The organism is Ruegeria pomeroyi DSS-3, assembly GCF_000011965.2.
GTDB lineage: Bacteria > Pseudomonadota > Alphaproteobacteria > Rhodobacterales > Rhodobacteraceae > Ruegeria_B > Ruegeria_B pomeroyi.
This window is the reverse complement of sequence record NC_003911.12, coordinates 1708908-1735709: the sequence shown is the minus strand read 5'-3', so window position 1 is coordinate 1735709 and position 26802 is coordinate 1708908. Positions and strand designations below refer to the sequence as shown.

General features: G+C 65.7%; 20 protein-coding genes. 10 read left to right on the top strand and 10 right to left on the bottom strand.

Annotated elements, in window-relative coordinates; translation table 11 throughout:
• The first annotated feature begins 60 nt into the window (after positions 1 to 60).
• Positions 61 to 1368, top strand: coding sequence for an HlyC/CorC family transporter (locus SPO_RS08295; RefSeq protein ID WP_011047368.1), 1308 nt, complete (start codon positions 61 to 63; stop codon positions 1366 to 1368).
• Positions 1365 to 2996, top strand: coding sequence for a membrane protein (locus SPO_RS08290; protein ID WP_011047367.1), 1632 nt, complete (start codon positions 1365 to 1367; stop codon positions 2994 to 2996). The genes SPO_RS08295 and SPO_RS08290 overlap by 4 nt, the downstream gene beginning before the upstream one ends.
• Here the strand turns inward: SPO_RS08290 and SPO_RS08285 are convergent.
• The gene (locus SPO_RS08285; RefSeq protein ID WP_051420337.1) at positions 2980 to 4197 is read right to left on the bottom strand and encodes a DUF2254 domain-containing protein; all 1218 of its coding nucleotides are present in this window, start codon (positions 4195 to 4197) and stop codon (positions 2980 to 2982) included. The two genes, SPO_RS08290 and SPO_RS08285, sit on opposite strands and share 17 nt — an antisense overlap.
• A gap of 157 nt (positions 4198 to 4354) precedes the next feature.
• Here SPO_RS08285 and SPO_RS08280 point away from each other — a divergent pair, with 157 nt between their 5' ends.
• Positions 4355 to 6763 carry a GcvT family protein gene (locus tag SPO_RS08280; protein ID WP_011047365.1) on the top strand — a complete coding sequence of 803 codons (2409 nt, stop codon included), beginning with the start codon at positions 4355 to 4357 and terminating at the stop codon, positions 6761 to 6763.
• A 31-nt stretch (positions 6764 to 6794) separates the two neighbouring features.
• Positions 6795 to 7391 carry a nucleotidyltransferase family protein gene (locus tag SPO_RS08275; protein WP_011047364.1) on the top strand — a complete coding sequence of 199 codons (597 nt, stop codon included), beginning with the start codon at positions 6795 to 6797 and terminating at the stop codon, positions 7389 to 7391.
• Positions 7392 to 7480: 89 nt separating this feature from the next.
• Here the strand turns inward: SPO_RS08275 and SPO_RS08270 are convergent, their stop codons facing one another.
• Positions 7481 to 11296 (bottom strand): Hint domain-containing protein, encoded by a 3816-nt coding sequence (locus tag SPO_RS08270; protein WP_011047363.1) that lies wholly within the window; start codon positions 11294 to 11296, stop codon positions 7481 to 7483.
• An 851-nt stretch (positions 11297 to 12147) separates the two neighbouring features.
• On the opposite strand from SPO_RS08270, the gene SPO_RS08265 reads away from it, so the two are divergent.
• From SPO_RS08265 to SPO_RS08255, 3 genes are all read left to right on the top strand, one after another.
• Entirely contained in the window at positions 12148 to 13584 is a 1437-nt protein-coding gene (locus tag SPO_RS08265; RefSeq protein ID WP_011047362.1) for a DegQ family serine endoprotease, read from the top strand.
• Positions 13585 to 13748: 164 nt separating this feature from the next.
• Positions 13749 to 14429 carry a response regulator transcription factor gene (locus SPO_RS08260; protein ID WP_011047361.1) on the top strand — a complete coding sequence of 227 codons (681 nt, stop codon included), beginning with the start codon at positions 13749 to 13751 and terminating at the stop codon, positions 14427 to 14429.
• Positions 14422 to 15792, top strand: a complete 1371-nt coding sequence (locus tag SPO_RS08255; protein ID WP_011047360.1) for a HAMP domain-containing sensor histidine kinase — start codon at positions 14422 to 14424, stop codon at positions 15790 to 15792. Before SPO_RS08260 ends, SPO_RS08255 begins: the two co-directional genes overlap by 8 nt.
• 15 nt (positions 15793 to 15807) lie before the next feature.
• Here the strand turns inward: SPO_RS08255 and SPO_RS08250 are convergent, their stop codons facing one another.
• Entirely contained in the window at positions 15808 to 17031 is a 1224-nt protein-coding gene (locus SPO_RS08250; RefSeq protein WP_044028120.1) for a cytochrome P450, read from the bottom strand.
• A gap of 212 nt (positions 17032 to 17243) precedes the next feature.
• Here SPO_RS08250 and SPO_RS08245 point away from each other — a divergent pair, with 212 nt between their 5' ends.
• Positions 17244 to 17594 (top strand): TfoX/Sxy family DNA transformation protein, encoded by a 351-nt coding sequence (locus tag SPO_RS08245; protein WP_011047358.1) that lies wholly within the window; start codon positions 17244 to 17246, stop codon positions 17592 to 17594.
• 344 nt (positions 17595 to 17938) lie between these two features.
• Positions 17939 to 18328, top strand: coding sequence for a VOC family protein (locus SPO_RS08240; RefSeq protein WP_044028118.1), 390 nt, complete (start codon positions 17939 to 17941; stop codon positions 18326 to 18328).
• A 41-nt stretch (positions 18329 to 18369) separates the two neighbouring features.
• Here the strand turns inward: SPO_RS08240 and SPO_RS08235 are convergent, their stop codons facing one another.
• From SPO_RS08235 to SPO_RS08225, 3 genes are read right to left on the bottom strand one after another with little or no spacing between them, the layout of a single operon-like run.
• Entirely contained in the window at positions 18370 to 18753 is a 384-nt protein-coding gene (locus tag SPO_RS08235; protein ID WP_011047356.1) for a hypothetical protein, read from the bottom strand.
• Positions 18747 to 19343, bottom strand: a complete 597-nt coding sequence (locus SPO_RS08230; protein WP_011047355.1) for a hypothetical protein — start codon at positions 19341 to 19343, stop codon at positions 18747 to 18749. Before SPO_RS08230 ends, SPO_RS08235 begins: the two co-directional genes overlap by 7 nt.
• Positions 19337 to 22348, bottom strand: a complete 3012-nt coding sequence (locus SPO_RS08225) for a Hint domain-containing protein (protein ID WP_011047354.1) — start codon at positions 22346 to 22348, stop codon at positions 19337 to 19339. Before SPO_RS08225 ends, SPO_RS08230 begins: the two co-directional genes overlap by 7 nt.
• A 431-nt stretch (positions 22349 to 22779) precedes the next feature.
• Here SPO_RS08225 and SPO_RS08220 point away from each other — a divergent pair, with 431 nt between their 5' ends.
• Positions 22780 to 23670 carry a LytTR family DNA-binding domain-containing protein gene (locus SPO_RS08220; RefSeq protein WP_011047353.1) on the top strand — a complete coding sequence of 297 codons (891 nt, stop codon included), beginning with the start codon at positions 22780 to 22782 and terminating at the stop codon, positions 23668 to 23670.
• Positions 23671 to 23702: 32 nt separating this feature from the next.
• Here the strand turns inward: SPO_RS08220 and SPO_RS08215 are convergent, their stop codons facing one another.
• The 4 genes from SPO_RS08215 to SPO_RS08200 form a co-directional block, all read right to left on the bottom strand.
• The gene (locus tag SPO_RS08215; RefSeq protein WP_011047352.1) at positions 23703 to 24377 is read right to left on the bottom strand and encodes a Crp/Fnr family transcriptional regulator; all 675 of its coding nucleotides are present in this window, start codon (positions 24375 to 24377) and stop codon (positions 23703 to 23705) included.
• Between the two features lie 129 nt (positions 24378 to 24506).
• Positions 24507 to 24941, bottom strand: coding sequence for a hypothetical protein (locus SPO_RS08210; protein WP_011047351.1), 435 nt, complete (start codon positions 24939 to 24941; stop codon positions 24507 to 24509).
• A gap of 173 nt (positions 24942 to 25114) precedes the next feature.
• Entirely contained in the window at positions 25115 to 25489 is a 375-nt protein-coding gene (locus SPO_RS08205; RefSeq protein ID WP_011047350.1) for a DUF5368 domain-containing protein, read from the bottom strand.
• 12 nt (positions 25490 to 25501) lie between these two features.
• On the bottom strand, positions 25502 to 26791 hold the full coding sequence (locus SPO_RS08200; protein ID WP_011047349.1) for an NAD(P)/FAD-dependent oxidoreductase: 1290 nt from the start codon (positions 26789 to 26791) through the stop codon (positions 25502 to 25504).
• Positions 26792 to 26802 lie beyond the last annotated feature (11 nt).

Below are 26802 nucleotides of genomic sequence, written 5' to 3'. Positions count from 1 at the left end.
CTTGATCGTGCCCCCCGCCGACCCCATAACGGATGACAGCGAAACAAGTTTTCAGGACCGATGGACCCCTCAGCCCCCGCGCTCGACAGCGCCTTCTGGATCACAACCGGCGCGATCCTGCTCCTGCTCATTCTCTCCGGCTTCTTTTCGGGGTCCGAGACCGCGCTGACCGCCGCCTCGCGCGGCAAGCTGCGCAGCCAGGCCGACAAGGGATCGAAGGGTGCCCAGAAGGCGCTGGCCATCACCGATGACAACGAGCGGCTGATCGGCTCGGTCCTGCTGGGCAACAACCTGGTCAATATCCTTGCGGCCTCGCTGGCCACCGCCTTGTTCACCCGTGCCTTTGGTGAAAGCGGCGTGGCGCTGGCGACGCTGGTGATGACACTTCTGGTGCTGATCTTTGCCGAGGTGCTGCCCAAGACCTATGCCATCACCAATTCCGAAAAGGCCGCCGCCGCAGTGGCGCCGATCATCGGCGTGGTGGTCATGGTGTTTTCGCCAGTGGTGGCCTTGGTCCGGCTCTTGGTGCGCGGGGTGCTGCGGCTGTTTGGCGTGCGCATCGACCCCGACAGCCACATCATGGCGGTGCGCGAAGAGATCGCGGGCGCGCTCTATCTCGGCCATTCCGAAGGCGTGGTCGAAAAAGAGGACCGCGACCGCATCCTGGGCGCGCTTGACCTGGCCGAGCGCACGGTCGAGGAAATCATGCTGCATCGCTCGAACATCGTGATGCTGGACGCCGATGCCGAGCCCGAGACCATTCTGGAACACTGCCTGCAAAGCCCCCATACCCGCCTGCCCGTCTATCGCGGCGAGCCCGAGAACATCATCGGCGTGGTCCATGCCAAGGACCTGTTCCGCGCCATGTATGCGCAGGTCGGCGGCAGCGAGGGCCATACCGCGCGGCTCAAGGATTTCGACATCAGCCGGGTTGCGAACGCCCCCTATTTCGTGCCCGAGACCACCACGCTGGACGACCAGATGCGCGCCTTTCTGCGCATGCGCAGCCATTTCGCGCTGGTGGTGGACGAGTATGGCTCGCTGCGGGGGCTGATCACGCTCGAGGATATCCTGGAAGAGATCGTGGGCGAGATCACCGACGAATTCGACCCCGCCGCCGAGATGCCGGTGACCCGCAGCGACGATGGCCAGTTCCTGGTCGATGGCGCCATGACCATCCGCGACGTGAACCGGGCGATGGACTGGTCGCTGCCCGATGACGAGGCCAATACGGTCGCCGGGCTGGTCATTCACGAGGCACAGATGATCCCGACCGTGGGGCAGGTCTTTGCCTTTCACGGCTTCCGGTTCGAGGTGACGGGCCGCGAGGGCAACCGGATCACCGGGCTCAAGATCCGCCCGCTATGAGCCGCGCGGTCCGGATCTGGGGCTGGTTCGACGCGGTCATCCTGGATCTGGGCCGGCAGATGCGCTGGTCGTTCCTGCCGCCGCTGATGGTCTATTTCGCCGCCGGCGCGCAGGGGCTGACGGCGGTGGTGGGCACGTTCTTCGTCAAGGAATACCTGGATGTCTCGGCGGCCTTCATCGCCGGGCTGGCGTTCTGGGCCGGGCTGCCCTGGGCGCTGAAGATGCCGCTGGGCCATCTGGTCGACCTGATCTGGCGCTGGAAGGCCTGGCTGATCTATCTGGGCGCGGCGCTGATCGCGGCCAGTTTCGCCATCATGTACGGGCTGGCCACCCGCGCAGACTGGATGCCCGCCATCATGTCGGTGACCGCCTGGTACGTATTGGCGGTGATCCTGGCCCCCTGCGGATACGTGGTGCAAGACGCGGTGGCCGATGCCATGTCGGTCGAGGCGGTGCCGCGCCACGACGCACAAGGCGCCGAGCTGCCACCCGAAGTGCAGCGCGCCCAGCACACCACCATGCAGACGCTGGGGCGCTTTGCCCTGATCGGCGGCGCCAGCGCCGTTGCCGCTCTGAACATCATTCTGTTCGACGGGATCGAGGCGCTGTCACCCGCCGAAAAGGCCGCCGCTTATGGCCGTATCTACGCGCTGGCCTTGCTTATTCCCTGTATCTCGATCTCGGGCGTTCTGCTGGCTGCCTGGCAGAAACGACAGGCCATCGCGCGGCTGATCGCACAAGGCATGGACCGGGTGCGCGCACTGGCCACATTCGACCCCGAGGGCGAGAAGGTGCGGCTGAACCACTGGTATTTCACCGGCGGCGCGATCTTTGTCGCGATGACGCTGACAGTCGGGCTATTGGACTTGCCGTTTTCGCAAGAGATCGTGTTCGCCGGGTCGATGGCCATCGTGCTGACCCTGATGCGGCAACTGGTGCGTAATCTGGATCGCGCCCAGGCGCGGGCGCTGATCGGCACCGCCATCATCGTCTTCGTGTTCCGCGCGGTGCCGCTGAACGGCGCCGGGGCCACCTGGTTCGATATCGACGTGCTGGGGTTTGACCAGCAGTTCCTGTCGCTCCTCTATCTCATCACCACGGTGCTGACGCTGGTGGGGATGGTGGTGCTGCGGCCGCTGATCGCCTCGAAGACCATCGCCGATATCGTGATCCTGCTGACGCTCGCCTCTGGCGTGCTGTCGCTGCCGGGGATCGGGCTGTACTATGGCGTCCATCACTGGACCGCGGCGATGACCGGCGGGGTGGTCGATGCGCGCTTCATCGCGGTGATCAACACGGCGGTGGAATCGCCGCTGGGCCAGGTGGCGATGATCCCCATGCTGGCCTGGATCGCCCGCAATGCGCCCGCGAACCTCAAGGCGACCTTCTTTGCCGTCATGGCCTCGTTCACCAATCTGGCGCTGTCGGCCTCGAGCCTGGGCACCAAATATCTCAACCAGCTGTTCCAGATCACCCGCGAGGTCCGCGGCGCCGATGGCACGGTGACGGTTCCAGCCGATTACGCGCAGCTTGGGTATCTGCTGATGACGGTGGCCGCGATCACCGTGCTGGCGCCCCTGCTGACCGTCTGGCTGGTACAGCAGAGCCGGTTCAAGAGCCGAGACTAGCGCGTTGCAATCGTTCGCGATCCTCGGCACCGCTCAACCCTTCTAGCCCCCGGGCCAGACTGCGCGCAGCTGAACGGCGGGCAGCCTGAAGCAAGGCGCCCTCCGCGCGCGCGGATACCGCCGCAAGCGCCCGCTGCACGGCAAGCTGCACCTCGATCACCGAAGCACCGTCGCGGGCGATCCGGTCGAAGGTCTCGGCAAAGAGGGCCTCTGCCGGGAGCGGACGCAACCAGATGCGGTCGCAATCGGGGGCGTCGCGCGCGCCCCTCTCGGGCTCTGCCAGCAACAGCAGCGAAGACAACCGGTCGATCACTGTGATGGCGGTCGCCGGATCGTTGATGCCCGGCGACAGGGCCCGGCACGCCATGTCGCCCATCACCGAAAGACCAAAGAGCGGATCCTGCACGAATGTGCGCGCACCCTCGATCGCAAAGGCGCGGCGCGCAGCGGAGGCATCCTCTTCGCTCACCTCGCGGGTATCGAACCGGGCCAGCTCCTGCCCCTCCTGCACGTAATCGCCGACCGAAACAGTGACATAGATCCGGCCTTCGGCCTGGCTGGCAAGCTGCTGCAAACTCTCGACAAAGATCTGCTGTACATATCCGGGCCCTCGCGCGCCGATCACCTGCCCATTCTCGGGCAACGCGATCTCCTCTGTCAGCGCATGCGCCCCGTAACAGGGCGTCCGCGCCAAGGCGCGCAGGGACACCGCGGTGCGACGTTCAACCTGGGCCAGGGTCTCGCCGAAACTGCCCAGATCCTCCAGATGCGCGATCCAGCGGATGATCGACACCACGATCAGCGCGATAACCACCATCGTCATGGCAAACAGAGCCACGCTCTCCTGTTCGCCAAAGATCGGTGTCCGGCGCAGCACCATGCCCGACATGGCAAACAGATATGCGCCGACAAACACCGCAAGGATCGAATGGGTGGCGGTGTCATCCTTGAGGATCACATGGGTGCGCGGCCCCCATTGCGACCAGGCAGCGCGATGGGCGCCGGTCATCACCGTCAGCGAAAAGGTGGTCACGGCCAGCATGCTGGTCGCCAGTGTCGCCAGGATCGGGTCCACCGCCGCCGCACCGATGCGGTCGGCCAGACCGGGCGGGATCAGATCGCCCAAAAGTGCCGCCAACGGCACCGACATCAGGCTGAGCGCCGCGATCAGGATGATCCGCACGTACAGCAGCCGCAGCATGCGCCGGGCGATATTCAGGAACTTATCTCGCAAATTGCCCTCTCGAACCCGATACAGATTTCATTTGCGACACATCCCGTCGCTTTGCGGCAAGATCACGTCCCAAATCTGCCGTGACTGATAGGTCAGACCTGTCCCTAGAGTATCGGAGACTGAAATGAAAACCACCACCCGTGTGGCCGTCATTGGCGGCGGTGTCGTCGGCTGTTCCGTCCTTTATCACCTGACCAAGCTCGGCTGGTCGGACGTGATGCTGATCGAGCGTTCGGAACTGACCTCGGGCTCGACCTGGCATGCGGCGGGCGGCTTTCACACCCTGAACGGCGATACCAACATGGCCGCGCTGCAGGGCTATACCATCCGGCTTTATAAAGAGCTGGAAGAGATCACCGGCATGTCCTGCGGGCTGCACCATGTGGGCGGCATCACGCTGGCGGACAATCGCGACCGGTTCGACATGCTGCTGGCCGAACGCGCCAAGCACCGGTTCATGGGGCTGGAGACCGAGATCGTGGGCCCTGAAGAGATTGCCAGGATCGCGCCCATCACCAATCTGGATGGCATCATCGGCGCGCTCTACGACCCGCTTGACGGGCATCTGGACCCATCCGGCACCACCCATGCCTATGCCAAGGCCGCCCGCATGGGCGGCGCCACCATCGAAACCCATTGCATGGTGCGCGAGACCAACCAGCGCCCGGACGGAACATGGGATGTGGTCACCGACAAGGGCACCATCCACGCAGAACATGTGGTCAACGCCGGTGGCCTCTGGGCGCGCGAGGTGGGGGCGATGGCGGGCGTCTATCTGCCGCTGCACCCGATGGAGCATCAGTATATCGTCACCGACGACATTGCCGAGATCTATGAGCGCGACAGCGAGCACCCGCATGTGATGGATCCGGCGGGCGAAAGCTATCTGCGCCAAGAGGGGCGCGGGCTGTGCATCGGCTTCTATGAACAGCCCTGCAAGCCCTGGGCAGTGGATGGCACGCCCTGGGAATTTGGCCACGAACTGCTGCCCGACGACTTTGACAAGATCGAGGAAAGCATTGAATTTGCGTATAAACGCTTTCCCGTCCTGGCCAGCGCCGGGGTCAAGTCGGTGATCCACGGCCCGTTCACCTTTGCCCCCGATGGCAACCCTCTGGTCGGGCCGGTGCCTGGCCTGCGAAACTATTGGTCGGCCTGTGGCGTGATGGCGGGGTTCAGCCAGGGCGGCGGTGTCGGCCTGATGCTGGCGCAATGGATGATCGAGGGCGAGACCGAGCGCGATGTCACCGCGATGGACGTGGCCCGGTTCGGCCGCTGGATCAGCCCCGGCTATACCCGGCCCAAGGTGATCGAGAACTATCAGAAACGCTTCAGCGTCTCTTACCCGAACGAGGAACTGCCCGCCGCCCGCCCCAATCGCACCACGCCGATGTATGATATCTTCTCGGATATGGGCGCAGTCTGGGGCCAGCAATTCGGGCTCGAGGTCGCCAACTACTTTGCCCAAGGCGACGAGCCGACCTATGAGACCCCCTCGTTCCGCCGCTCGGATGCGTTTGCGGCCACCGGTCGCGAGGTGCGGGGCGTGCGCGCGGGCGTCGGCATCAACGAGTTGCACAATTTCGGCAAATACCTGGTAAGCGGGCCAGGGGCGCGGGCCTGGCTCGACCGGATCATGGCAGGCCGCATCCCGGCAACGGGTCGGCTGTCGCTGACCCCGATGCTGAGCGCCAAGGGCAAGCTGATCGGCGATTTCACCGTCTCCTGCCTGGGTGAGACGGAATTCCAGCTGACCGCCTCATACGGCTCGCAGGACTACCACATGCGCTGGTTCGAGCAGCATCAGGAAGACGGTATAACTATCGAGAATATCAGCGACAAACGCAACGGCTTCCAGATTGCCGGGCCAAATGCGCGGGCGGTACTGGCCGCCTGCACCCGCGACGACGTGGACAACCTACGCTTCATGGATGTGCGGCGGATGGTGGTCGGCATGACCGACTGCATCGTGCAGCGTGTCAGCTATACCGGCGATCTGGGCTACGAGATCTATTGCGATTCGATGGCACAGCGTCAGCTGTGGTGGACCCTGTGGCAGGCGGGGCAGGATCATGGCATGATCCCCTTTGGCATGCGCGCGATGATGAGCCTGCGGCTGGACAAGTTCTTTGGCTCGTGGTTGCGCGAATTCTCACCCGACTACACCGCCGCCGAAACCGGGCTAGACCGGTTCATCTCGTTCAAGAAGAACGCCGATTTCATCGGCCGCGCGGCAGCCGAGGCCGAGCGCGCCGCAGGCCCTGCCCGCCGGCTCTGTGCCTTCGAGGTCGATGCCGAGGACGCCGATGTGAACGCCTATGAACCGATCTGGCTGGACGGCGCGGTGGTGTGCTTCTGCACATCGGGTGGCTATTCGCATCACGCGGGCAAATCGGTCGCGCTGGGTTTTCTGCCGGTCGAGCGCATCGCCGATGGGCTGGAGGTCGAGATCGAGATCCTGGGCCAGATGCGCCGGGCGCGGGTGATCAGCCAACCGCTTTTTGACGCGGATGGCGCGCGCATGCGCGGGTGACAAGCCGCGCGCCAGCGGCCAGAGTGGCGGCATGGACATAATTCCCATCCTCCTTCTGGCCGCAGGCCAATCCCGCCGCATGGGCGGGGCCGACAAGCTGATGCAGGAAATCGACGGCATGCCGTTGCTGCGGCGCACGGCGCTGCGGGCCATTCCTGTGGCTCCGGTCATCGCCGCGCTGCCACCCGCCCCGCATCCGCGCCATGGCGCGCTGGTGGGCCTGACGCTTGATATCGTCGAGGTGCCCGATGCTGCCGAAGGCATGAATGCCAGCCTGCGCCGCGCGGTTGCCGCCCTGCCGCCCGAGGCGCCGGCGGCGATGATCCTGCTGGCCGATTTGCCGGACCTGACCGAAAGTGACTTGAACACCGTGAGGCGCGCGGTTGATTTTTCGCAGAAAAATCTCATCTGGCGCGGCGCGACCGAGGATGGGCAGCCGGGACATCCGGTGGTCTTCCACCGCTGCCTGTTTCCGCAGCTCTTGGCGCTGAGGGGCGATCAGGGCGCGCAGCCTCTGGTACGGGATCATGCCGACCGGGTGGCGCTGGTTCCCCTGCCGGGCCAACATGCCCGCACCGATCTGGACACGCCCGAGGCCTGGGCGGACTGGCGCGCCAGACAGCAATAGGCGGGGCGCGAAAACCGCGCCCCGCCCTGCCCGCGCGCCCCGAGACCGCGCGGTTCAAGCTGCATATTCGGGGAGGCCGAAGCCCGCTGTTACATCAGCAGGCGGGCTTCGTGTTTCTTCAGCGAGCGGCGCGCGGCGGCATAGGCCTCGACACCTTCGCGGGTCTTCAGCTCGGGGAACAGCTCGAGCAGTTCGTCGCGCTGCGCATCGGCAAGACCGGCCAGCGACAGATCGCCCGGCTGGAAGCTTTCGGTCCAGGCCCCGTCCGACAGCACCACCTCGTGCTGGTCGAACATGAAGTGGATATAGGTCACTTCCGAGATCTCGACGATATCGACCCCTTCGAGCCCGATCAGGTGCTTGGCCGCGACCAGAACTTCGCGCTCTTCGAAGTAAAGCGCCGTCTTGTCATTGGCCACCAGGATCCGGTGGTTGGGGCTGACGATCATGTCCCGCTCGGGCAGGCCGCCGCCCAGCGCACCCTGACGGATCAGCACCGGGTTCAGGTGACCGGCACGCGCCAGTTCGGCACCGCTCAGCGTCCGCGACCCGACCCAGCGGATTTCCTGGATGCCGTTGTCGCGGGTGATCACCCGGTCGCCGACTTCCAGGTCCTCGACCAGACGCTCGCCCTTGGGGGTCGCGATCTTGGTGCCCGGGGTAAAGCAGGGCAGGATGACCGTTTCGATCTCGCTGAAGGTGGTCGTGCCGGTTTCGGCGCCGCCCGCATCGAAGTAGCGCACGATGCCCGCCTCGGGGTCACCCGCGTCGTATTCGACGGTGACCCTGCCACCGGGAACGGCCGCATTGGTCAGGTCGAGCACGTCCTCGTCCATCCCGTCGGCATCTTCGCCGCCGATGATGACCTCACCCTGGCCGACATTGACAAACCGGTCGTCGCCAAAGCCGCCGCCCAGAATGTCACCGCCATCGTCGGGGTTCTCATTGCTGCCCGACAGGGTATCGTCACCTTCGCCGCCAAAGACGATGTCGCGGCCCGCGCCACCGTCGAGCGAGTCGTTGCCGTCCCCGCCGTCGATGGCATCGCCGCCCTCTTCGCCGTAGACGGTGTCATTGCCGTCACCGGCAAACACCACATCGGTGTCCAGACCGCTGCGCACTAGGTCATCGCCGTCACCGGCAAGAACCACATCCTGTTCGTCGACCAGCGGCGCCACCGCATCGTCGCCATCCACCAGGTCGCCTTCGGGATCGCCGGTATAGCCGAGGTCGATGGTGTCGTTGCCGGGCGTGCCGTCAACAATGCCGTCATAGCTGGGCGGAGGCGTCGGACCGCTGCCCGGAGGCGGGGTCGGGCTTCCACCCGGGTTGCCGACCACCAGCACATTCTCGATCTCCGAGAATTCGGCGGTGCCGGCCACGGTCAGATCGGGGTTGTAATAGGTGATGGTGCCGGATTCGCCGGTCGGATCGGTCGGGTCATAGTCGACCACGGCCAGCCCGGTTGCGATGGCCACGTCAAAGTCGTTGCCGCCTTCGCCCCCCACGATCGTGTCGCCGATACCCGCGCCAATGGTGTCACGGTCATCGCCGCCGAACAGACGGTCGGCCTCGGTGCCGCCCAGGATCACGTCATCGCCGCTGCCGCCGTGGATCTCGTCCTCGCCATGACGCCCCAGCAGGGTGTCATTGCCGTCGCCGCCTTCGATGCTGTCCTCGTCGATGCCGCCATCGATCAGGTCATCGCCGCTGCCGCCCAGGATGGTGTCGTCGTCATCCTGACCATACAGCGTATCGTTGCCCTCGCCGCCGTCGATAAAATCGAGCCCGTTGGTGGTCTCGGGGTCGGCGGGGCCATCGGTGCCGTCGTCGCGGATGTTCAGATTGTCGGGGAAGCGCGGGTCGAGACCGCCATAGACCACGTCGTCGCCGCTGCCGGCCAGGATCGAGTCCGCGCCCTCGCCGCCAACGATCATGTCGGCGCCGTCGCCACCCTCGATGGTGTCGTCATCCAGGCCGCCGTCGATCGAGTCGTTGCCAGCGCCGCCGGTGATCAGGTCGGTGTCGTCACCGGTCATGATCACGTCATTGCCGTCACCGCCATCGACGGTATCGCGGTCGTCATCGACAACCGGATCCGCCGGTACCGCGGGCAGACCGTTATACGAGGGGAAGCCGCGGTCGGGCAGATTGCCCGACAGGCTGCCGGTGGTGTCGATCACGTCGTCACCATCGCCGCCATCGACGCTGTCATTGCCGTCGCCGCCGGTCAGCGTGTCGTCGCCGCCCTGGCCGATCAGCGTATCGTCGCCCTCACCGCCGGTCAGGCTGTCATCGCCGTCCACACCGGTATCTGCATTCGGGACATCGAAATAGACATCCGAAACGCTGATCTCGCTGGGGTTCGCGCCGTCCTGGCTGTGTTCGATGGTCAGCCGTGCGACCGGCCCCGGAATGGTGACCAGGATCGAATAGTTCGAGTTGTTGGCCCCCGCATAGCCGCCGTCGCCGGTTGCGGTTTCGTTGCCCGCGACACCATCGGTATCGCTTTCGGTGACGTTGAGGCCACCGGCGATGTTCACCGTGATCGGGTTGCCATCGGCATCAAAGGCCTGCACCCGCGCCTGTCCGTCACCGTCGATATCGTTGATGCGGAACGAGACATTGGTGACCGGCTCCGAGAACGCCAGCTGGTAACCAGCAGTGTTGGTCTGGCCGTTCAGCTCGGATTCCATGGCGCTGTCGTCGCTGGCATCGGGGCCGTTGCTGTCGATATTGCCGACAAACTGCTCTTCGGTCGTGAACACGGTGGTGACACCCGGGTCCGCATTGAGAACCGAGAAGGAGACATCGACGCCGCCGGTGTTCTGGGTGAAGCCGCCGCTCAGATCGTCGCCGTCATCCACGTCGCTGGCATCGTCCGGATCGGGCGCGCGGAACCATTCGAACACCTCGCGGGTGCTGCCGCCGGCGCCGCCGCCGGGCGCATTGCCGTCGCCGATCAGCAGGTCGTCGCCCGCCTCGCCATTGACGGTGTCGCTGCCGCTGCCGGCATAGACGGTGTCGTCGCCCTCGCCCGCGTCGATGCTGTCATCGCCGGCACCGCCGTCGACCACATCGTCATCTGGACCATGGGTCGGGTCGACCGCGTCGCCGCCGTCGATCACGTCGCCCTCGGGGTCGCCGGTATAGCCCAGGTCGATGGTGTCATTGCCCGGGGTGCCGTCAACGATCCCGTTGGGCTGGCCGATCACCGGCTTGTCCAGCACCGCCACATAGTCGACGCCGCCAAAGAAGTTCTGGTCGAAATCGCCCTCGGTCGCCTCGCGGGCGCCGATGGCAAAGCTCTGTTCATCGCCGGTGGTGACATCCAGCGTCATGCCGGTCTGGTCACTGGACACGGTGGTCTCGGTGCCCTGGGTCTCGTTCACCACGCGCATGTCCAGGCCGTTGTCGGACCAGGCATAGGTGACGGTGACGATATCGCCGATGTTATAGAAGTTGGCGCCGGTGCTGAGGATCTCTTCGACCCCGTTCGAGCGGTGCAGCACCTCGATCTTGCTGTCATTGGTGACGCGCACTTCGAAATAGCCGCTGTCGGCGCCCGGGGTGGTGCCGGCGCCGTCATCGACATTGCCGGAATCCTCGGCGCCGCGGCTGACCACCGTATAGGGGCCATCGCCCGGATGGCCGAAGACGCGGAACGAGGTGATCAGCGAGCCTTCGTCCAGATCGAACTGATCGTCATCGCCGTCATCGACGTCCATCCGCTGATCGGGCTGGCCGGTATACATCCAGCCCGCACCGAAATCCGCGCCGTTCACCGGCGTGCCATCCTGAGCGATCCCGTCCCCCAGGCCGGTGTCGTTGTTTTCCGCACCTGGGCGGAAATCCCACAGACCAATCAGGTTGGCCGAATACGGATTGTCAAAGTTCGTCGCCATACCAATCTCCTTCCCGGCACACCTGCACCGACCGCGTCCCCACGCGAAAACCTACGTTTGCTGGACGATGTACAGGGTCAATTGCGACTACACCGCTTGTGATCCCGATCAGGCGGAGAAAGTTGGCGAAACGCCAAGCAGCGTCGTTTCGATACGCAACAGCGCACCGATCAGATCTTCGCCACAAACGACACACAAGCCGTTGCGCGAACGCGCATCCTTCTCACGTCTTCCAAGACGCCAAGTTGTGCGGTCGCCCCCGTGACCAACAGACATCGCCCCCCCAGTTGGGCTGCATCTATAATTACCGGAGGCTTTGTGACGGACAAAGCGAAAAAAGGTCTAAAATTCGCCCTATTCCGCGACGGCGCCCCGATCAGGCTTGGCTTGGGGGTGTAGTGACTCCACCTGTGGTTGAGAATTGTTTCAGCAGACTGATACGCGACCGCCCGATTTTCCCCTTGTTTTTCTCGTCCCGTCTCGAAAAGCTTGGGTGGGCAGCGTGACCCTTTGCCGGGTTTTGTTTCGTTTTTCAGAACAGTACGCAACCCGTGGCCTTCAGCTGATCGCCCGGAACCCTTGCCTCATTTTCGCCGCAATTGACCGGGGACCTGTGTCCAATCGCTGTGCCGAACCGTCTTCTGTGAAGGATCAGAGACAATCAAACGCAAGTTTTGCTCGAATCAAGCTCAATTTATCCACAGCCGTCTGGCGCCCGGCGCGCGGAACCGGCCTCTTCGGTGGCGACATCGGATTAACATATCTTAATCCCCGGCTCAGCCCGGCCTCAGAATGCGCGGCTATCTCTGTCTCGAACCCGGCCCGGACCGGACCAGAGACAGGAGACCAAGATGAGCATTCGCATGTCCCGCAAACTGACCCCCTCGCTGCCCGCCTGGGCCGCCGCCCCCGCCCTGGGTGCGCTGCTGCTGAGCAGCGCGGCCCTGCCGGTCAGCGCCGACGAGGCGCTGGCCGATCTGGTCGAACAGGTCGCCCCCAGCGTGGTCACCGTGCTGGCCAGCCAGAACGCGGCGCCGCGCCCGACCGGCGCCCAGCCCTCTCCCTTCGAGGGCACCCCGTTCGAGGAGTTCTTTCACCAGTTCGGCGGCCCGCGCGGCATGCCGATGCCCGATAGCGGCCCGCGTCAGGGGCTCGGCTCGGGCTTCATCCTCGATTCCGAGGGCTATATCGTCACCAACAATCATGTGGTGGACGGCGCCGACCGGGTGACCGTACGCCTCAGCGATGACCGCGAATTCACCGCCCAGGTGGTCGGCACCGACCCGCTGACCGATCTGGCGCTGCTGCGGATCGAGGCGGGCGAGGCGCTGCCCGCCGTCTCGCTGGGCGACAGCGACGCCATCCGCGTGGGCGAGGATGTAGTGGCCGTGGGCAACCCGTTCGGGCTCAGCTCGACCGTGACCACCGGCATCGTCTCGGCCAAGGGGCGCAATATCTCGGACGGACCCTATGCCGAGTTCATCCAGACCGACGCCGCCATCAACAAGGGCAATTCGGGCGGACCTCTGTTCAACATGGCCGGTCAGGTCGTTGGCGTGAACTCGGTGATCTATTCACCCTCGGGCGGCTCGGTGGGACTGGGCTTTGCCGTCACCTCGAACATCGTCGATCACGTAATCTCGGACCTGCGCGAGGACGGTCAGGTCGATCGCGGCTGGCTGGGCGTTTCGATCCAGAACCTTGGCGCCGATATCGCCGCCGCACTCGGGCTTGATCAGACCACCGGCGCGCTGGTGTCCGAGGTCGTGGCCGACGGCCCCTCGGACGGGACCCTGCGCCCCGGTGACGTGATCGTCGCCTTCGAGGGCAAGCCGGTGCGCACCAGCGCCGACCTGCCCCGGCTGGTGGGCGCGACCGAGGCAGGAACCCGCGCCAGTATCCGGGTGATGCGCGATGGCAAGGCGCAGGATATCGCGGTCACCATCGGCACCCATCAGGCCAGCGCCGAGGTGATCCCGGCCAGCGCCGACAGCCCCGCCGACGCGCCCGGCCTGGGCCTGACGGTCGCCCCGCTGAGCGCCGAGGCCCGCAAGGGCGCCGGGCTGGACAGCGACACGGGTGGTGTGCTGATCACCGATATCGCGCCCGATGGCCCCGCCGCCCGCGCCGGCCTGCGCCCGGGCGACGTGATCCTGCGGCTGGGCGGCAGCGATACCATCAGCCCGGCAGCACTGGCCAAGGCGCTGGAGAGCGAAAAGACCGATCCGGCGCTGATGCTGATCAACCGGGGCGGCAACCAGATCTTCCTCGCGGTCAAGATCACCTGACCCACAGGTCGCTGACCCGGCGGCGCCCCCGGCGCGCCGGGTCTGGATCCGGGCCGCGTTCAGTGCCTTTCGGACCCGGATCTGCCGGGCGCGTCCCATCCGCGCCCGGCACGTGCATTTGCTGCCCAGCCCCTGTATATCCATCACAAAAGAGGACCATTGAGATGAGCCGACGTGTGCTGATCGTCGAGGATGACGCCGAAACTCGCGAGTTCCTGGCCAAAGGCTTTGCCGAGGAAGGCTTTGCCGTGGAATGTGCCGGGGACGGGCGCGAGGGGCTTTATCACGCCACCGATGGCGGTTTTGACGCGATGGTGCTGGACCGGATGCTGCCCGGGCTTGATGGGCTGGCACTGATCAAGTCGGTCCGCGCCGCGGGGCTGAACACTCCGGTAATCATGCTGACGGCGATGAGCGCGGTGGACGAGCGCGTCAAGGGGCTGCGTGCCGGGGCCGACGACTATCTGGTCAAGCCGTTCTCGTTTCAGGAGTTGCTGGCCCGGGTCGAGGCACTGCTGCGCCGCCCGCAGGACACGCAAGAGGCCACGGTGCTGGCCTGCCGCGATCTGGAGATGGACCTGATGCGCCGCAAGGTGACCCGTGCCGGGCGCGAGATCACCCTGACCCCGCGCGAGTTCCAGATCCTCGAATTCTTCCTGCGCCGCAAGAACCGGGTGATCACCCGCACCATGCTGCTGGAGGGGGTCTGGGATTACCATTTCGACCCCAACACCAATATCGTCGACGTGCATATCTCGAAGCTGCGCCGCCAGATCGACGAGGGCGCCGAGGTGCCGCTGATCACCACGGTACGCGGCGCGGGCTACATGATCTCCGATGGCTAAGCCGCTGGTCCTGATGCGAAACGCCCGCACCCGGCTGGTGCTGCTCAGCATGGTGCTGAGCACGGCGATGACGGTTGCGGTGCTGGCGCTGGTCTATGTCACCGCCAACCGGACCATCGCGGGCGAGACCCGCTCGGTCGTGACTGCCGAGCTGGCGGGGCTGGCGGATGAATACCAGCGGCTGGGTGTCATCGGCCTGCTGACCGCGATCGAGCGGCGCAGCCAGGACGCCAGCGAGCGCGACGCGCTTTACCTGCTGACCGATCGCGGCGGTGCGGTGCTGGCGGGCAATCTGGTGCGCTGGCCGCCCGGTGTGACCGCGGGCAGCGGCTGGATCGAACTGGATCTGATCCGCACCGAATCCGGCGAGAGCGTACCGGTCTCCGCCGCCTCGATCCGCCTGCCCGGCGGCGAGGGGCTGCTGGTGGGGCGCGACGCCTCGGCCCGGCGGCAATTCGACCGGGTGCTGCTGCGCTCGGTCGGGCTGGCGCTGCTGGCGGCACTGGCGCTCAGCCTGCTGACCGGCTGGCTGCTGACACGGCTGGTGTTCTCGCGGCTCAAGGACATCTCGCGCACCGCCGGAGAGATCGTCTCGGGCGATCTGGGCCGCCGCATCCCGCTGCGCGGCACCGGGGACGAGTTCGACCGCATGGCGGCAACCCTGAACGAAATGCTGGACCGGATCGAGGAGCTGGTGGGCCACCTGCGCACCACTTCGAATTCGATCGCCCATGACCTGCGCTCGCCACTGTCGCGGCTGCGCCAGCGGGTCGAGACGCTGACCGACCCCGACCGCGACCCTGACGAGCGCGGCGCCGACGGCGCCCGCGCTTTGGCCGAGGTGGATCACCTGTTGCGGGTCTTCTCGCAACTGACCGAAATCTCGCGCGCCGAGGCGGGACTGGGGCGCGAGGAATTCGAGCCGGTGGACCTGGCGGCACTGGCCCGAAATCTGGGCGAGTTCTATGAACCGCTCGCCGCCGAGACCGGCGTGACGCTGACGGTCGAGGCCGAGGCCGCGCCCCTGCCCGGCCACCCTGCCCTGTTGGCACAGGCGCTGTCCAACCTGCTCGACAATGCGCTGCGTTATGCGCCTGCCGACAGCAGGGTCTCGCTGACAGTCTCCGAAACCGACACGGACATCGTGCTGGCTGTGCGCGACAATGGTCCCGGCGTCCCCGAGGAGGACCTGTCGCGCCTGGCCGAGCCATTCGTCACGCTCGACCCGTCGCGCACGGGCGGCAATTCGGGTCTGGGCCTAGCGCTGGTCGCCGCCATCGCCCGCATGCATGGCGGCTGCTTCGAGGCCGAAAACCGCGCGCCGGGCCTTGAGGCGCGCCTGACCCTGCCGCGCGGCGCCTGAGCCGGCCCTGCCCGCTCACAGGCGCGCAGGCAACTCGGCGTAGCCGTGAAACCGGATGCGCCCGCCGGGCACACGGCCCTCCAACAGGCAATAGTCGGGAAACCGCTCGAGCAGCCGGCCCAGCGCGATCCGCCCTTCGAGCCGGGCCAGCGTCAGCCCGACACAGACATGCGGCCCGCCGGCAAAGGCCAGATGCCGGTTTGGCTTGCGCGCGATGTCGAACCGGGTCGGATCGTCAAACACCGCCGGGTCGCGATTGGCCGCCCCGATGCACAGATGCAGGTTGGTTCCCCTGGGCAGGCGCCGCCCGTCCAGCTCGATCTCGGCGGTGGTCTCGCGATTGCCCAGCTGGTTGGGTGAGCGAAAGCGCAGGATCTCTTCGACAGCCGATGGCAGCAGCGAGGGATCGGCCAGCAGCCGGGCGCGTTCCTCGGGATAGTCGTGCAGCAAGGCGAGCCCGTTGCCGATCAGGTTCGACGTGGTCTCGTGCCCGGCGTTCAGGATGAAGATACAGTTCTGCAGCAGCTCAATTTCCGACAGCTGCTGATCGGCCCCCTCACCCCGGATCAGCCGGGTCAGCACATCGGTTTCGGGGTCGCCCGGCCTGGCGCGGCGCCGGGCCACCAGATCCTCGAGATAGGTCTTGAACTCGGTCACCGCCTGCTGGCCCTGCGCCAACTGCTCGGCGCTCAGCTTCGGTTCGAGCGCGCCCAGGATGATCAGCGACCAGTCGCGCAGCGGCCCGCGCTCGTCCATCGGCACATCCAGCAGGTTTCCGATGATCTGGATCGGGATGGTCGAGGCGAAATCGGCGATCAGGTCCACCCGGTCGCGCCCGGCCATCGCCTCCAGCAGGTGATCCACCGTCTCGAACAGCCCCGGTTCCATCCGCGCGATGGCACGCGGCGTCAGCGCCGAGGTCATGATCTTGCGCACCCGCGTGTGCAGCGGCGGGTCGTTGAACACCAGCGAGGTGGTGTGATGTTCAAACAGCGGCGAGCCGACCCCGAACTTGGGACCAAACGCCGCCTTCTTGTCCGAGGAATACAGCGTCGTGTCGCGATAGATGCGGTCCAGATCCGCGTGCCGGCTGAGCAGCACCGACCCGTCCGGCTGCGCCAGCACCGGCGCATGGGCCAGAAGCGCGTCATAGAACGGAAACGGATTTTCCAGAAACCCGGGCGGCGGCGCCGTCAGGTCCAGCTTGCCGATCTGGGTTTGCATTACCGTTTCGCTCATCACATTCCTCCCCGTGAACTGCCTCGCCGCTCCCCGTCGCTCTCCCGGCCCGGGCGGTTGCAGGATCACCCGGGCCGTGGCGGTCTACGTCACACGATAGAGAGGCGCGCGCCCGCATTCCAGATCGCCGCCTGCGGCGCTCGCGCGCAGGGTTCCCTGCATCGGTAACAAGGGCCGGTGACATGGCGCGCGGCCGGGGCTAGTGTGGCGCCATGACCGATCCCGTTTCCTCGATCCGCAATCTTGGCCCCGCCATGGACGAAGCCTGCGCCCGCGCCGGTATCCACTCGGCCGAGGAGCTGCGCGCGCTGGGCGCCGATGCCGCCTATGCCCGCCTGCTGGCCACCGGCACCCGGCCGCATTTCATCGGCTATTACGTGCTGGTGATGGGCTTGCAGGGGCGGCCCTGGAACGATTGCAAGGGCAAGGAGAAGGCAGACCTGCGCGCGCGTTTCGACGCAATTAAGGCGGCAACGAAACCCGCCGCGGCAAGCCGGCTGGTGGCCGAGCTGGACGCGCTGGGCGTGCGGGTCCGCTCCGAGGATCTGATCGCGCAGAGCTAGCCCCGGCGCGCGCCGGCGGGCGAGATGCCGACCGCAAGGAGGAGCACACCGGGCCGCGGCGCCAGGCGATCCGGGGATGAAACTGTGCCTTGAGCGCCAACAGGAACGCAACGGCGCCTTCAAGGCGCGCGGCGGCATCGATCGGCGTGGATCGACAGACAGCCAGTTGCAGTGATCCGGTCGCACCCGGAGACAGTGGACGATCCGGCAGAAACTCCGGACGCGTTGGTCTTCCAACACGAGACGCTCTGCGGCAATCGAAGGTGGCGGACCCGGCCTGCCACAGGCCCCGCTCGGCGGACCCGGTCCGACCGATCACTCTGGACAACCTAGTGAGGACAACCATGACCACAATCGACCACCTGAGCCTTGGCGTGCCCGACGTTGCGGCCGCACAGAACTTCTATACCGACCTGTTGTCGAACCTCGGCATCAGTTGTCTCGCCTCGGGCGAGGGATTTGCCGCCTATGGCAGAGAGCGTGTCGCGTTCCTGCTGCTGTCGCCCTTTGACGGCGGAGCGGCCAGCGCGGGCAATGGCGCGCATGTTGCCTTCGCCGCCCCCAGCCGCGACGCGGTGTCAGCAGGTCATGCCGCCGGTCTGGCGGCCGGAGCGACGGACGAAGGCGCGCCCGGTCCACGCGAAGCCTATCCGATTCCGGGAGTCTTTGCCGCCTATCTGCGCGACCCCTGGGGCAACAAGCTGGAAATCGTACACGGTGGGTTTTCCGCCTGATCCCGTGCGGCACGGCACCCGCTGCCGTGCCGCATCACCCGTCAGACCGCGTGCTCTCGCGCGATCCGGCGCAGGTCCCGTTGCAGGCCCCGTTCCTGCGTCGGCGACAGGCTGGACCCTTTCTGCCAGGGCTGTTCCTCGAACACGTCGGAAAACAGGTTTCTGTCTCCTGCCTCCAGACTGGCACCATCGAAATAGCGCTCAAGCCAGTGCCAGGCGCTGGCCAGGATCTGGCGACGGGTCCGGCGCCAGGGCTGGTTCCGCTCGGCGGTGACCGCGACACTGACCACGATTGCGCTCGTCTCGGCGGATTGTTGTCCGGCGAGGCTGAATCGAAGTCTGACGCGGGCGAACACGCGAGCATCGTCTTCGTTGCGTTTGGTCCCCAGGATGGCTGCGCGCTCGCGATGGATTTCCATCACCATGCGGTCTTGCCCGCCTCAGGCGTTGCCGTGTCAGGGTCGCGATCAGGGGCAGTGGGCACGCCGGACGGCTTGCGCATGCGCCCGACCAGTGACCGGCGCAGCAGTAACCCGGCGCACAGCAGCACGATCCCCTGCCGGATGACCGCGCTTTCAGTCAGCGTGAACGCGGCAAGAGTGCCCAGCAGCACAAACCCGATCAGGATACGGCGGCGCCGGTTGCGCACAAACGCCGCGCGCGCCGCACCGGTCGCATCGCAGTCGACCGCGACGCCCGGTCCGGGAGGGCGCCGTTTCCGGCCCGCGACAAGGGACAGCACCAGCATCACGGCCAAGGGCACCAGCGAGACCCCGAAGTAGAGCAGCACAGCCCGCCCCACCCCCTCGCCCGTCAGGATCGCCACCCCGGCGGCGCAGGCCCCCAGGACACCACCCAGGAACAGCAGCACCGCGCCCGCCACGCGGGGCGAGGATGTTGGCGGATCGTCTTCGCCGGTGACGGCATAGGCCCGGCCGTATCCGGCGGGCAGCCTGTGTTGCTCTGCCGTGTCAGGGATCTGCCGGCGAGGCTGCGCCTGGTCCCGGTTCAACATGCCATCATCTCCCTTTGCAGAATGCCATAGGCGCCCAGCGATTGTTGCAGGACCAGCGCCTCGTGGCGGTCCACCACATAGCGCGCGGTCGAGTTCTCCAGATCGCCGTACTCGCGGTCGAGCTCTGGAAACAGGTCGAGGATTTCCGCGCGCGTCTCGTCACACAGCGCCGACCAACCGACCCGGCCGGGATGAAAGCTCTCGCTCCAGGCCTGCTCGGAAAGCACCAGTTCGTGCTGGTCAAACAGCATGTGGTAATAGTCCACCCGGCCCGGCGGCTCCTGCACGATGGCCCGGCCATCGACCAGGAACTTGGCCGCGACCAGAACCTCGCTATGCCCCAGATAGAACTCGACCATAGGGCCCATCATCAGGATCCGGTGATTGGGCGAGACCAGCAGGTCGCGGGTATTCTTCAACACCCCGGTGCGAATTCGGATCGGCGCAACCGCTGTTGGCGCCTCGCGCGAGGTGCCGCCGATCCAGCGGATGCGCTGATAGCCCCGGTCGCGGGTGATCACCCGGTCGCCCGGGCGCAGCTTCTCGACCGGGATCTCGCCCCCGGCGGTGGCGATCAGCGTGCCGCGGCAGAAACAGGTCACGTTGGTGGTATCGAAGGTCAGCTGGCCGGGATCGACCGGCGCGCCGCCATTGCTGAGCGTCAGAGTGCTGTTCGCGGTCCACCCCGCGGCGAGATCGTTGAGCACGCCGTCATCCGCGTGATCGGCGCGCAACCACTCCAGCGGGTTGCGGATCACGCTCGGGTCTATATCGCCGTTAAGAACCGCCGCGTCATAGCTGGTTCGGTTGTAGTTGATCGCCAGGTTGACGAAATCGTTGTTGCTCTGGTTCCCGTCGTTCTTTAGCCCGCTGTCAAAGCCGAAATCGCCGATCGTGTTATGACCCCCTCCGAGGAAGAAAAGATCATCGCCTTCGGAGCCGAGCACAAGGTCGTCGCCACCACCATCAAAGAAGCTGTCATTGCCGGTGCCGCCAACCAGGGTGTCAGCGTCAGCACCGCCTTGCAGGGAGTCGTCACCGGCACCGCCCACGAGCGAATCCCTGCCAGAATCGCCAATCAGCGTGTCGTTGCCATCGCTCCCGGACAGGGTGTCGTCGCCGTTGCCGCCGCGCAGGGAATCATTGCCGATGCCGCCCAGGATCGAATCGTTGCCATCGCCACCGATCAGCGTGTCGTCGCCAGCCTGGCCAAACAGAATGTCATTGCCGATACCACCAAGGACCGAGTCGTTGTCAACGCCGCCGTCCAGGGTGTCAGCGCCTGAACCACCATCAAGCGTGTCGTTTCCCCGACCGCCGATCACCAAGTCGTCGTCAGCCTGGCCAAGCACCGAGTCGTTGCCATCGCCACCATCCAGGGTGTCGGCGCCCGAGCCGCCATCGAGCGTGTCGCTGCCCCCTCCGCCGATCAGCGAATCGTCGCCATCATTGCCAAACAGAAGGTCATTGCCGTCAGCGCGAGCGCTCGTGATGCCTTCATTGTCACCGAACAGGGTGTCAGCGCCTGAACCGCCATCGAGCGTGTCACTTTCGTCACCGCCGATCAGCGAGTCGTCGCCATCATTGCCAATGAGAAGGTCATTGCCCACACCGCCAAAGAGCGTGTCGTTTGCGGTGGACACGCGCGGCGCCACCACCGGGTTGGTGTCAAAGGACAGGGCATAAACGGCGCCCGTTGTGCCCGAGGAGGGAACAAGGCTTTCAAAGTCGATATCAAGGCGCGTCAACGGCTGCTTCAATGCCAGCGTCAACTCGACATTCATCGTCACGCTGTCGTCGTCGGTGGTCCCGACAATGCGTCCCAGACTATCGAGTACGTATACGCCCGCGCCGTCAAACTCCACGGTTCCGCTCGCGATGGCCGTGTTCAGGTCGATCACCTGGCCATCAATTGAGACAGTCACTCTTTCAGTCGTTTCAAGATTGTTCAGAACGATACGGGCACCCGCCACCTGTGACGACGCTAGATGGCTGTGAATCTCTCGGGCAAGGCTGTTGGCGCCGCTTATGGAGACATCAACTCCGATATGAAATCCGTTGATCACGTTGCCCGAAGACAAAAACTGCACATTCGTCACATTGGTCGTCGTGGTCACCCCGAAATCCGGTCGGCTGTTCACGCCGTCCAGAATCTGGTTGACCGAGGTGACCTGTTGATAGACCGGCGTCAAAGGGTCGGCGCCGATGCCGCCGTCCAGAGTATCCGCCCCTTCGCCGCCCAACAGCCTGTCGGCGCCGGCACCGCCGTCGATCGAGTCGTCTCCATCGCCGCCCATCACCGTGTCATGGCCGCGCCCGGACTCGACCGTGTCGTTCCCGCCCAGGGCGTCGATCAGGTCATCATCGCTCTCTGGCAGTTCGCCGTTAAGGCCCATGGCGTCGAGATTGTCGACCACATCGCCGTCGCGGTCACCGAGATACCTGATGTTGATCCGGTCCGCCAAACCGGTGCCGCTGATCGTTCCGTCCGACAGCAACCCCCGCGGGTCGATCTCCTCGATGATGTCCGGCCCTTTGTCCGCTGCGACCAGAGGGGTTTCCGGCACAAATCCAAGGCTCGCCAGGGTGACCGCGCCCGGGTCCCCGGCGCCGGTCAGGCGCAGGGTCTCGATCTGGCGGAAACCGCCAGTCCCGGTTTGGGCCGGGGCAGAGGCAATCGGGTCACCCGCTGGAGGCGCATAGAACAAATCGCCATTGGACAGCGAGACCAGCGTGCCCCCGGCGATTTCGCGCGAGGCGCCCCGGGCAAAGGTCGCCTCGACCGAAACCGGCACTGCGCCCGATGTCTCGGCCGTGACCGGATCGCCGCCGTTCCCCGAATAGGTCAGCTTCATCGGCACAACCGTCTCGGGCGCGGCGACATCGCGCGTGACGCGCACAAACCCCTCGGGTTCGTAAGTTTCCCCGCTCAGCCGGGCAGGCACGGTCTGCATTGCCCGTTCGGGCGCGATTGCGCCAAGAAAAAGCCAAATGGAGTTCCGCATGGATAATCTTCCTTGTAAGCCCCCAGCGGGTCAGTGCCGATCGGGACACAACAGCCGCCCGGTTCGGGCGCCTCACATCGGAAACATCGGCACTGACTGCGCTGGCGCGATCTGAGCCCCCACCCAGTGCGCCCGGCAAAGGCTAGGCACCGCCTGGCAGCACAACAGCCCATCCGTCATGACCGGTGGGTTCAGCACTTTGCCGCGTCGTGAAACGACACTCTGCCACCGGTCATGATCATGACCGGTGGCGTCGCCCGGCGACTCGGATACGATCGCGCGCCTTGTTCTCAAACGAACGTGACTGGCATGTCATCGCGTCGTGATTATCTAGGTATTCCAGTGACGTAACGAGCAGCCTTAAACGTGACACCGAAACCCGACCCGCCAGGGCGCCACCGCGCCCTGAACAAGATATTTGTGCCGCAAAGATGAAGCTCACCAAACCGCTGACGCTCCGCTTTCTGAATGGCGATACCGTTTCGCTCGACCGCCGCGCGGCGTTGATGATGATGACCTGCCCGATCGCCGTGTTCATTATCGTGTTCTCGGCCAGTATCGTTCGGACCCTGTCCATCTTCATGCTGGACGTGCCGGTCAGCTGGCTGGCGGCGATTGCGCTGGGGCTGGGGATGGGGGCGCTTCTGTGGGTCTTTTTCTTGTGCCTCAGTCTGGTCCTGATCCGGCTTGGCCGGATGACCCGGGATGGTATCGACCTGCCGGTGCCACTGATCGGTCTGCTGGGCGTTCTGTGCAACGATATCCCGATGTTGTGGATCTATGCCCGGGTCTTTGATCTGGACATCTGGACGCCGATGGCGGCGGCGATGATCGTCCTGCTGGCCTTTGCCGTCCATCTCGGGTTCGAACTGCTGTTTGCCGTGGTGGTGCTGCCGCTGCTGGCGCGGGCGCGCAACCAGCGGCCGGCCCCTGCCGGCATCCCGCGCCCCGCCCCCGACCCCAAGCTGATGCTGGACGGAGAGACCATCGCCGCAAAGGACATCACCCTGATTCAGGCGGACGAGCATTACGTCTTTGTCCATCATGGCGGCCGAAAATCGCATGTGCGCCAAAGCTTCGGCTCGCTGGTCAAGGCGCTGGACAAGACCGCGGGCATGCAGGTGCACAAATCCTATTGGGTGGCGTTCGACCATGTGCAGCAGGTGCAGCCCAAGCGGGATGGCGGGCTGAAACTGATCCTCAAGGACAAGACCGCCATTCCCGGCGCCCGCAGCCGGGCGCGCGCCTTTCGCGAAGCCTTGCGCAGCAGGGCGCAAATGGGCGCTGCCCGGACCGAGCCCGCAAAAGAGGGACAGTTCTAGGGGCGCAAGCGTGCGGAACTGACAGGGCCGGCCTATCCGTGCCCGCCCGCCGATTTCACCAGATGCTCCAGCCCATCGCGCCCGATCAAGCGCAGCTCTCCGCGCGCCTGTTCGACCCAGCCGCGGCGCTGGAATTCTGACAGTGTGCGTGAGACCACTTCGCGCGCGGTGCCCAGTTCGGTGCCCAGCACCGCATGTGTGGCCCGGACGATGTTGTCGCTATCGGCCAGTTCCAGCAACCGCGCGGCCAGACGTACATCCATGCGCTGGAACACGATATCGTCGATCAGGGTGAACAGGTCGGTGATCCGCCGGGAATAGGCGGTGAACACGAACTCCCGGAATACCGGAGATCTGGCGATCAGATCGTCAAAGCTCCGGCGCGGGATGGCAACTGCGCTGACATCCGTCTCGCAGGTCCCCTCGGCCGAATGATCCTCGAAGGCCAGCATGCAGGCGGTGGTCAGGACACAGCTTTCGCCCGCGTGTACCCGGTAAAGGAAGACCTCGCGCCCGGTCTCGGATTTCTGCTGCACCTTCACCGTCCCCTCAAGCAGCAGCCACAGGTGGTCGGCGCTTTGCCCCGGGGCAAAAATCTGGGTGCCCGCAGGGACCGAGACGATCTGGCTACCGGCCTCCAGCTCGGCGCGCAGCGGTTCGGGCAGGCCGCCGAGGCCCTTGAACTGGTCAATCCAGGACGCGTCCATGTCCATCTGTCCCCGCAAGGTTTCGGATCGCGGCGACGCGACATCACGCGCGCCACGTGTCAGGATAGCCCTGTTCGCCAGTCGGGGCAGGATGACATCCTGCCCCGGTTACCCTTGGCGGGCGTCCGCTCAGAAACTGAGAACCCGCGTATCGGACGCCATCAGCCGGGCCGCCATCTCGGCCGGGCTGGCCACGCCGACCCCCTCGAGCAGAACCGACCCGTCGGCACCCCGGCCCGGCAGGTAGATCGCGCAGACCTCGACCGTCGCGCCGGTCTTGGCGCGGATCATCTGCATCAGGCCCTGCGGGCTCATATCCTTGGGCGGCTGGCCAGCGGTGGCGCTGGCGGGGGCCTCGCGCAGGGCAAGATCGCCCGCCGGACCGCACAGCAGGATATGCGCCTCGGCCCCCTGCTGCGCGGCCTGCATGGTCAGCACCATCGACATCAACTGCGTCTGCGGATCGGGCGAGGTGACCACGGTGACCAGCTTGGCCGGGCCTTCGGCAAGGGCGGCGACCGCGGATGCGGCGACAAGGACAGTGGAGAGGAGGAGGTGTTTCATTCGGGGGTCTCCGATTGGTTAAAAGGTCCGCCGGTCCGGCGGATATCCCCGCCCGCTCCCGTGCTGGAGGGCACGCGGGCGCGGACGGGAATGGCGGGGCATGCGGGCCGGGCAAGACCCGCCCCGCGATGCGATGTGGAACAAAGACCGCCCATGGCCTGGGCGGGAAACCGTCATGTTGCGCCCGGCCCTCTCCCCCGGGTCCGCCTGCTGCCCAGAAGCGATTCCAGCGTGTAGACCAGGATCGCCATGCCAACCGCCCCCAGCGCGGCAATGGCGAGCAGCACGATCAGATCGACCGGCCCGCCCAGATCGGACAGCTGCGATCGGGTCATCACCATCACGAACCAGACCGCCAGCACCGCCCCCACCGGCATCGACAGCTGCGCGGTCAGGAACTTCTTCCAGCTCACCGCGCGGTCGCGGACCAGCACATAGATATAGGCCAGCGTCACCAGCACCGCGACGGCGGTCAGGGCCCAGAACAGGCCCCGGCCAAAGATCTCCTCGAACACCGCGATCAGGGTGGAGAATGTCAGGTCTTTCATGTCGCGCCCTCCTCAGGCCCGGCCGCGCAGCATGGCGTTATAGGTGGCCTTGAGCGCCACCTCCTTCATCAGCCAGCTGATCCAAAGCTCTTCCAGCGGCGCGATGATGCCCGGGAAGGAGGGCACCAGATTGTTGTGATAGTCGAACTCCACCAGCATGGCGCGGCCGATGCGGGTGATCAGCGGACATGAATAGGTGGCGGTGCCCGCGCGCCCCTGGATGGCGGAGATCAGATGATCCTCGACCACCGGCACCTGCCATTTGACCGATGCGGCGGTCTTGCCCTTGGGCACGCCGGCAACATCACCCAGCGCAAAGATCTCGGGATAGCGTAGATGGCGCAGGGTCTGCATATCGCATTCCACCCAGCCCTGATCGCCCCACCGGTCGGCCCAGGCAAGGCCCGACTGCACCACGAAATCCGGCGCGCGCTGCGGCGGGATCACGTGGATATAGTCATACGCGACCTCCTCGGTGCCCGTCTCGGTGGCAAAGATGGCCCGTCTCGCGCCCGCGTCGATGGCCCTCAGGGTCCGGTTCATCAGGGTATCGACGCCGCGATCCCCGAACAGCATACGGACCTTCTCGGCCACGATGGGCACCCCGAACAGCGTGGATTGCGGCGCCGTAAAGATCATGTTCATCTGCCCGGCATTGCCGGCCCGGCGCGCGATATCGTCGATCAGAAAGGTATGTTTCAGCGGCGCTCCGGCACATTTCATCTCGGTCGCGGGGCGGGTGAACAGGCCGGTGCCGCCCTCCTGGGTAAAGCGGCTGGCCGCCGTCCAGGTGCGCGCGGCATATTCGGGCCCGGCATAGAGCGCGCCGATGCCGTTCTGCCCCACCATGTCGAGACTGAAACCCTCGATCGCGTCGTGATCAAGGATCAGGCCCGGCGCCACCACCAGCCAGTCATAGGACAGCGTCGATCCCGCCTCGGTCGAAACGGTCCTGGCCAGCGGGTCCACGGCGGCCACCCGCTCGGGCAGCCAGGTGACACCGCCGGGCAGCCAATCGGCAGTCTCTGAGACGACATATTCCGGCGGGCGCAGCCCGGTTGCCACCAATGTCAGTCCCGGTTGGTAGAGATGCGCGCGTCGCGGGTCGATCAGGGTGATTTCGGCGCCCTCCAGACGCCGAACCAGCCGGTTCGCCAGCGCGGTGCCTGCCGCGCCCGCCCCGATGATGACGATCCGGGCCGAACTGCGCAGCGGCGCCGCGCGCGCCGCCTGTGGCGGCGACACCATCGTTGCGGCCGTTCCCCCGGCCAGCGCCGCCTTCAAGAACTGTCTTCTGTCCATGTTCCCTCCTC

Bases quoted from the DNA above. Each gene is read 5' to 3' on its own strand.
- SPO_RS08295 (WP_011047368.1), top strand. From the start codon at position 61: ATGGACCCCTCAGCCCCCGCGCTCGACAGCGCCTTCTGGATCACAACC.
- SPO_RS08265 (WP_011047362.1), top strand. From the start codon at position 12,148: ATGAGCATTCGCATGTCCCGCAAACTGACCCCCTCGCTGCCCGCCTGG.
- SPO_RS08275 (WP_011047364.1), top strand. From the start codon at position 6,795: ATGGACATAATTCCCATCCTCCTTCTGGCCGCAGGCCAATCCCGCCGC.
- SPO_RS08220 (WP_011047353.1), top strand. From the start codon at position 22,780: ATGAAGCTCACCAAACCGCTGACGCTCCGCTTTCTGAATGGCGATACC.
- SPO_RS08250 (WP_044028120.1), bottom strand. From the start codon at position 17,031: ATGAGCGAAACGGTAATGCAAACCCAGATCGGCAAGCTGGACCTGACG.
- SPO_RS08270 (WP_011047363.1), bottom strand. From the start codon at position 11,296: ATGGCGACGAACTTTGACAATCCGTATTCGGCCAACCTGATTGGTCTG.
- SPO_RS08260 (WP_011047361.1), top strand. From the start codon at position 13,749: ATGAGCCGACGTGTGCTGATCGTCGAGGATGACGCCGAAACTCGCGAG.
- SPO_RS08245 (WP_011047358.1), top strand. From the start codon at position 17,244: ATGACCGATCCCGTTTCCTCGATCCGCAATCTTGGCCCCGCCATGGAC.
- SPO_RS08210 (WP_011047351.1), bottom strand. From the start codon at position 24,941: ATGAAACACCTCCTCCTCTCCACTGTCCTTGTCGCCGCATCCGCGGTC.
- SPO_RS08225 (WP_011047354.1), bottom strand. From the start codon at position 22,348: ATGCGGAACTCCATTTGGCTTTTTCTTGGCGCAATCGCGCCCGAACGG.
- SPO_RS08200 (WP_011047349.1), bottom strand. From the start codon at position 26,791: ATGGACAGAAGACAGTTCTTGAAGGCGGCGCTGGCCGGGGGAACGGCC.
- SPO_RS08255 (WP_011047360.1), top strand. From the start codon at position 14,422: ATGGCTAAGCCGCTGGTCCTGATGCGAAACGCCCGCACCCGGCTGGTG.
- SPO_RS08235 (WP_011047356.1), bottom strand. From the start codon at position 18,753: ATGGTGATGGAAATCCATCGCGAGCGCGCAGCCATCCTGGGGACCAAA.
- SPO_RS08240 (WP_044028118.1), top strand. From the start codon at position 17,939: ATGACCACAATCGACCACCTGAGCCTTGGCGTGCCCGACGTTGCGGCC.
- SPO_RS08285 (WP_051420337.1), bottom strand. From the start codon at position 4,197: ATGCTGCGGCTGCTGTACGTGCGGATCATCCTGATCGCGGCGCTCAGC.
- SPO_RS08205 (WP_011047350.1), bottom strand. From the start codon at position 25,489: ATGAAAGACCTGACATTCTCCACCCTGATCGCGGTGTTCGAGGAGATC.
- SPO_RS08230 (WP_011047355.1), bottom strand. From the start codon at position 19,343: ATGTTGAACCGGGACCAGGCGCAGCCTCGCCGGCAGATCCCTGACACG.
- SPO_RS08290 (WP_011047367.1), top strand. From the start codon at position 1,365: ATGAGCCGCGCGGTCCGGATCTGGGGCTGGTTCGACGCGGTCATCCTG.
- SPO_RS08280 (WP_011047365.1), top strand. From the start codon at position 4,355: ATGAAAACCACCACCCGTGTGGCCGTCATTGGCGGCGGTGTCGTCGGC.
- SPO_RS08215 (WP_011047352.1), bottom strand. From the start codon at position 24,377: ATGGACGCGTCCTGGATTGACCAGTTCAAGGGCCTCGGCGGCCTGCCC.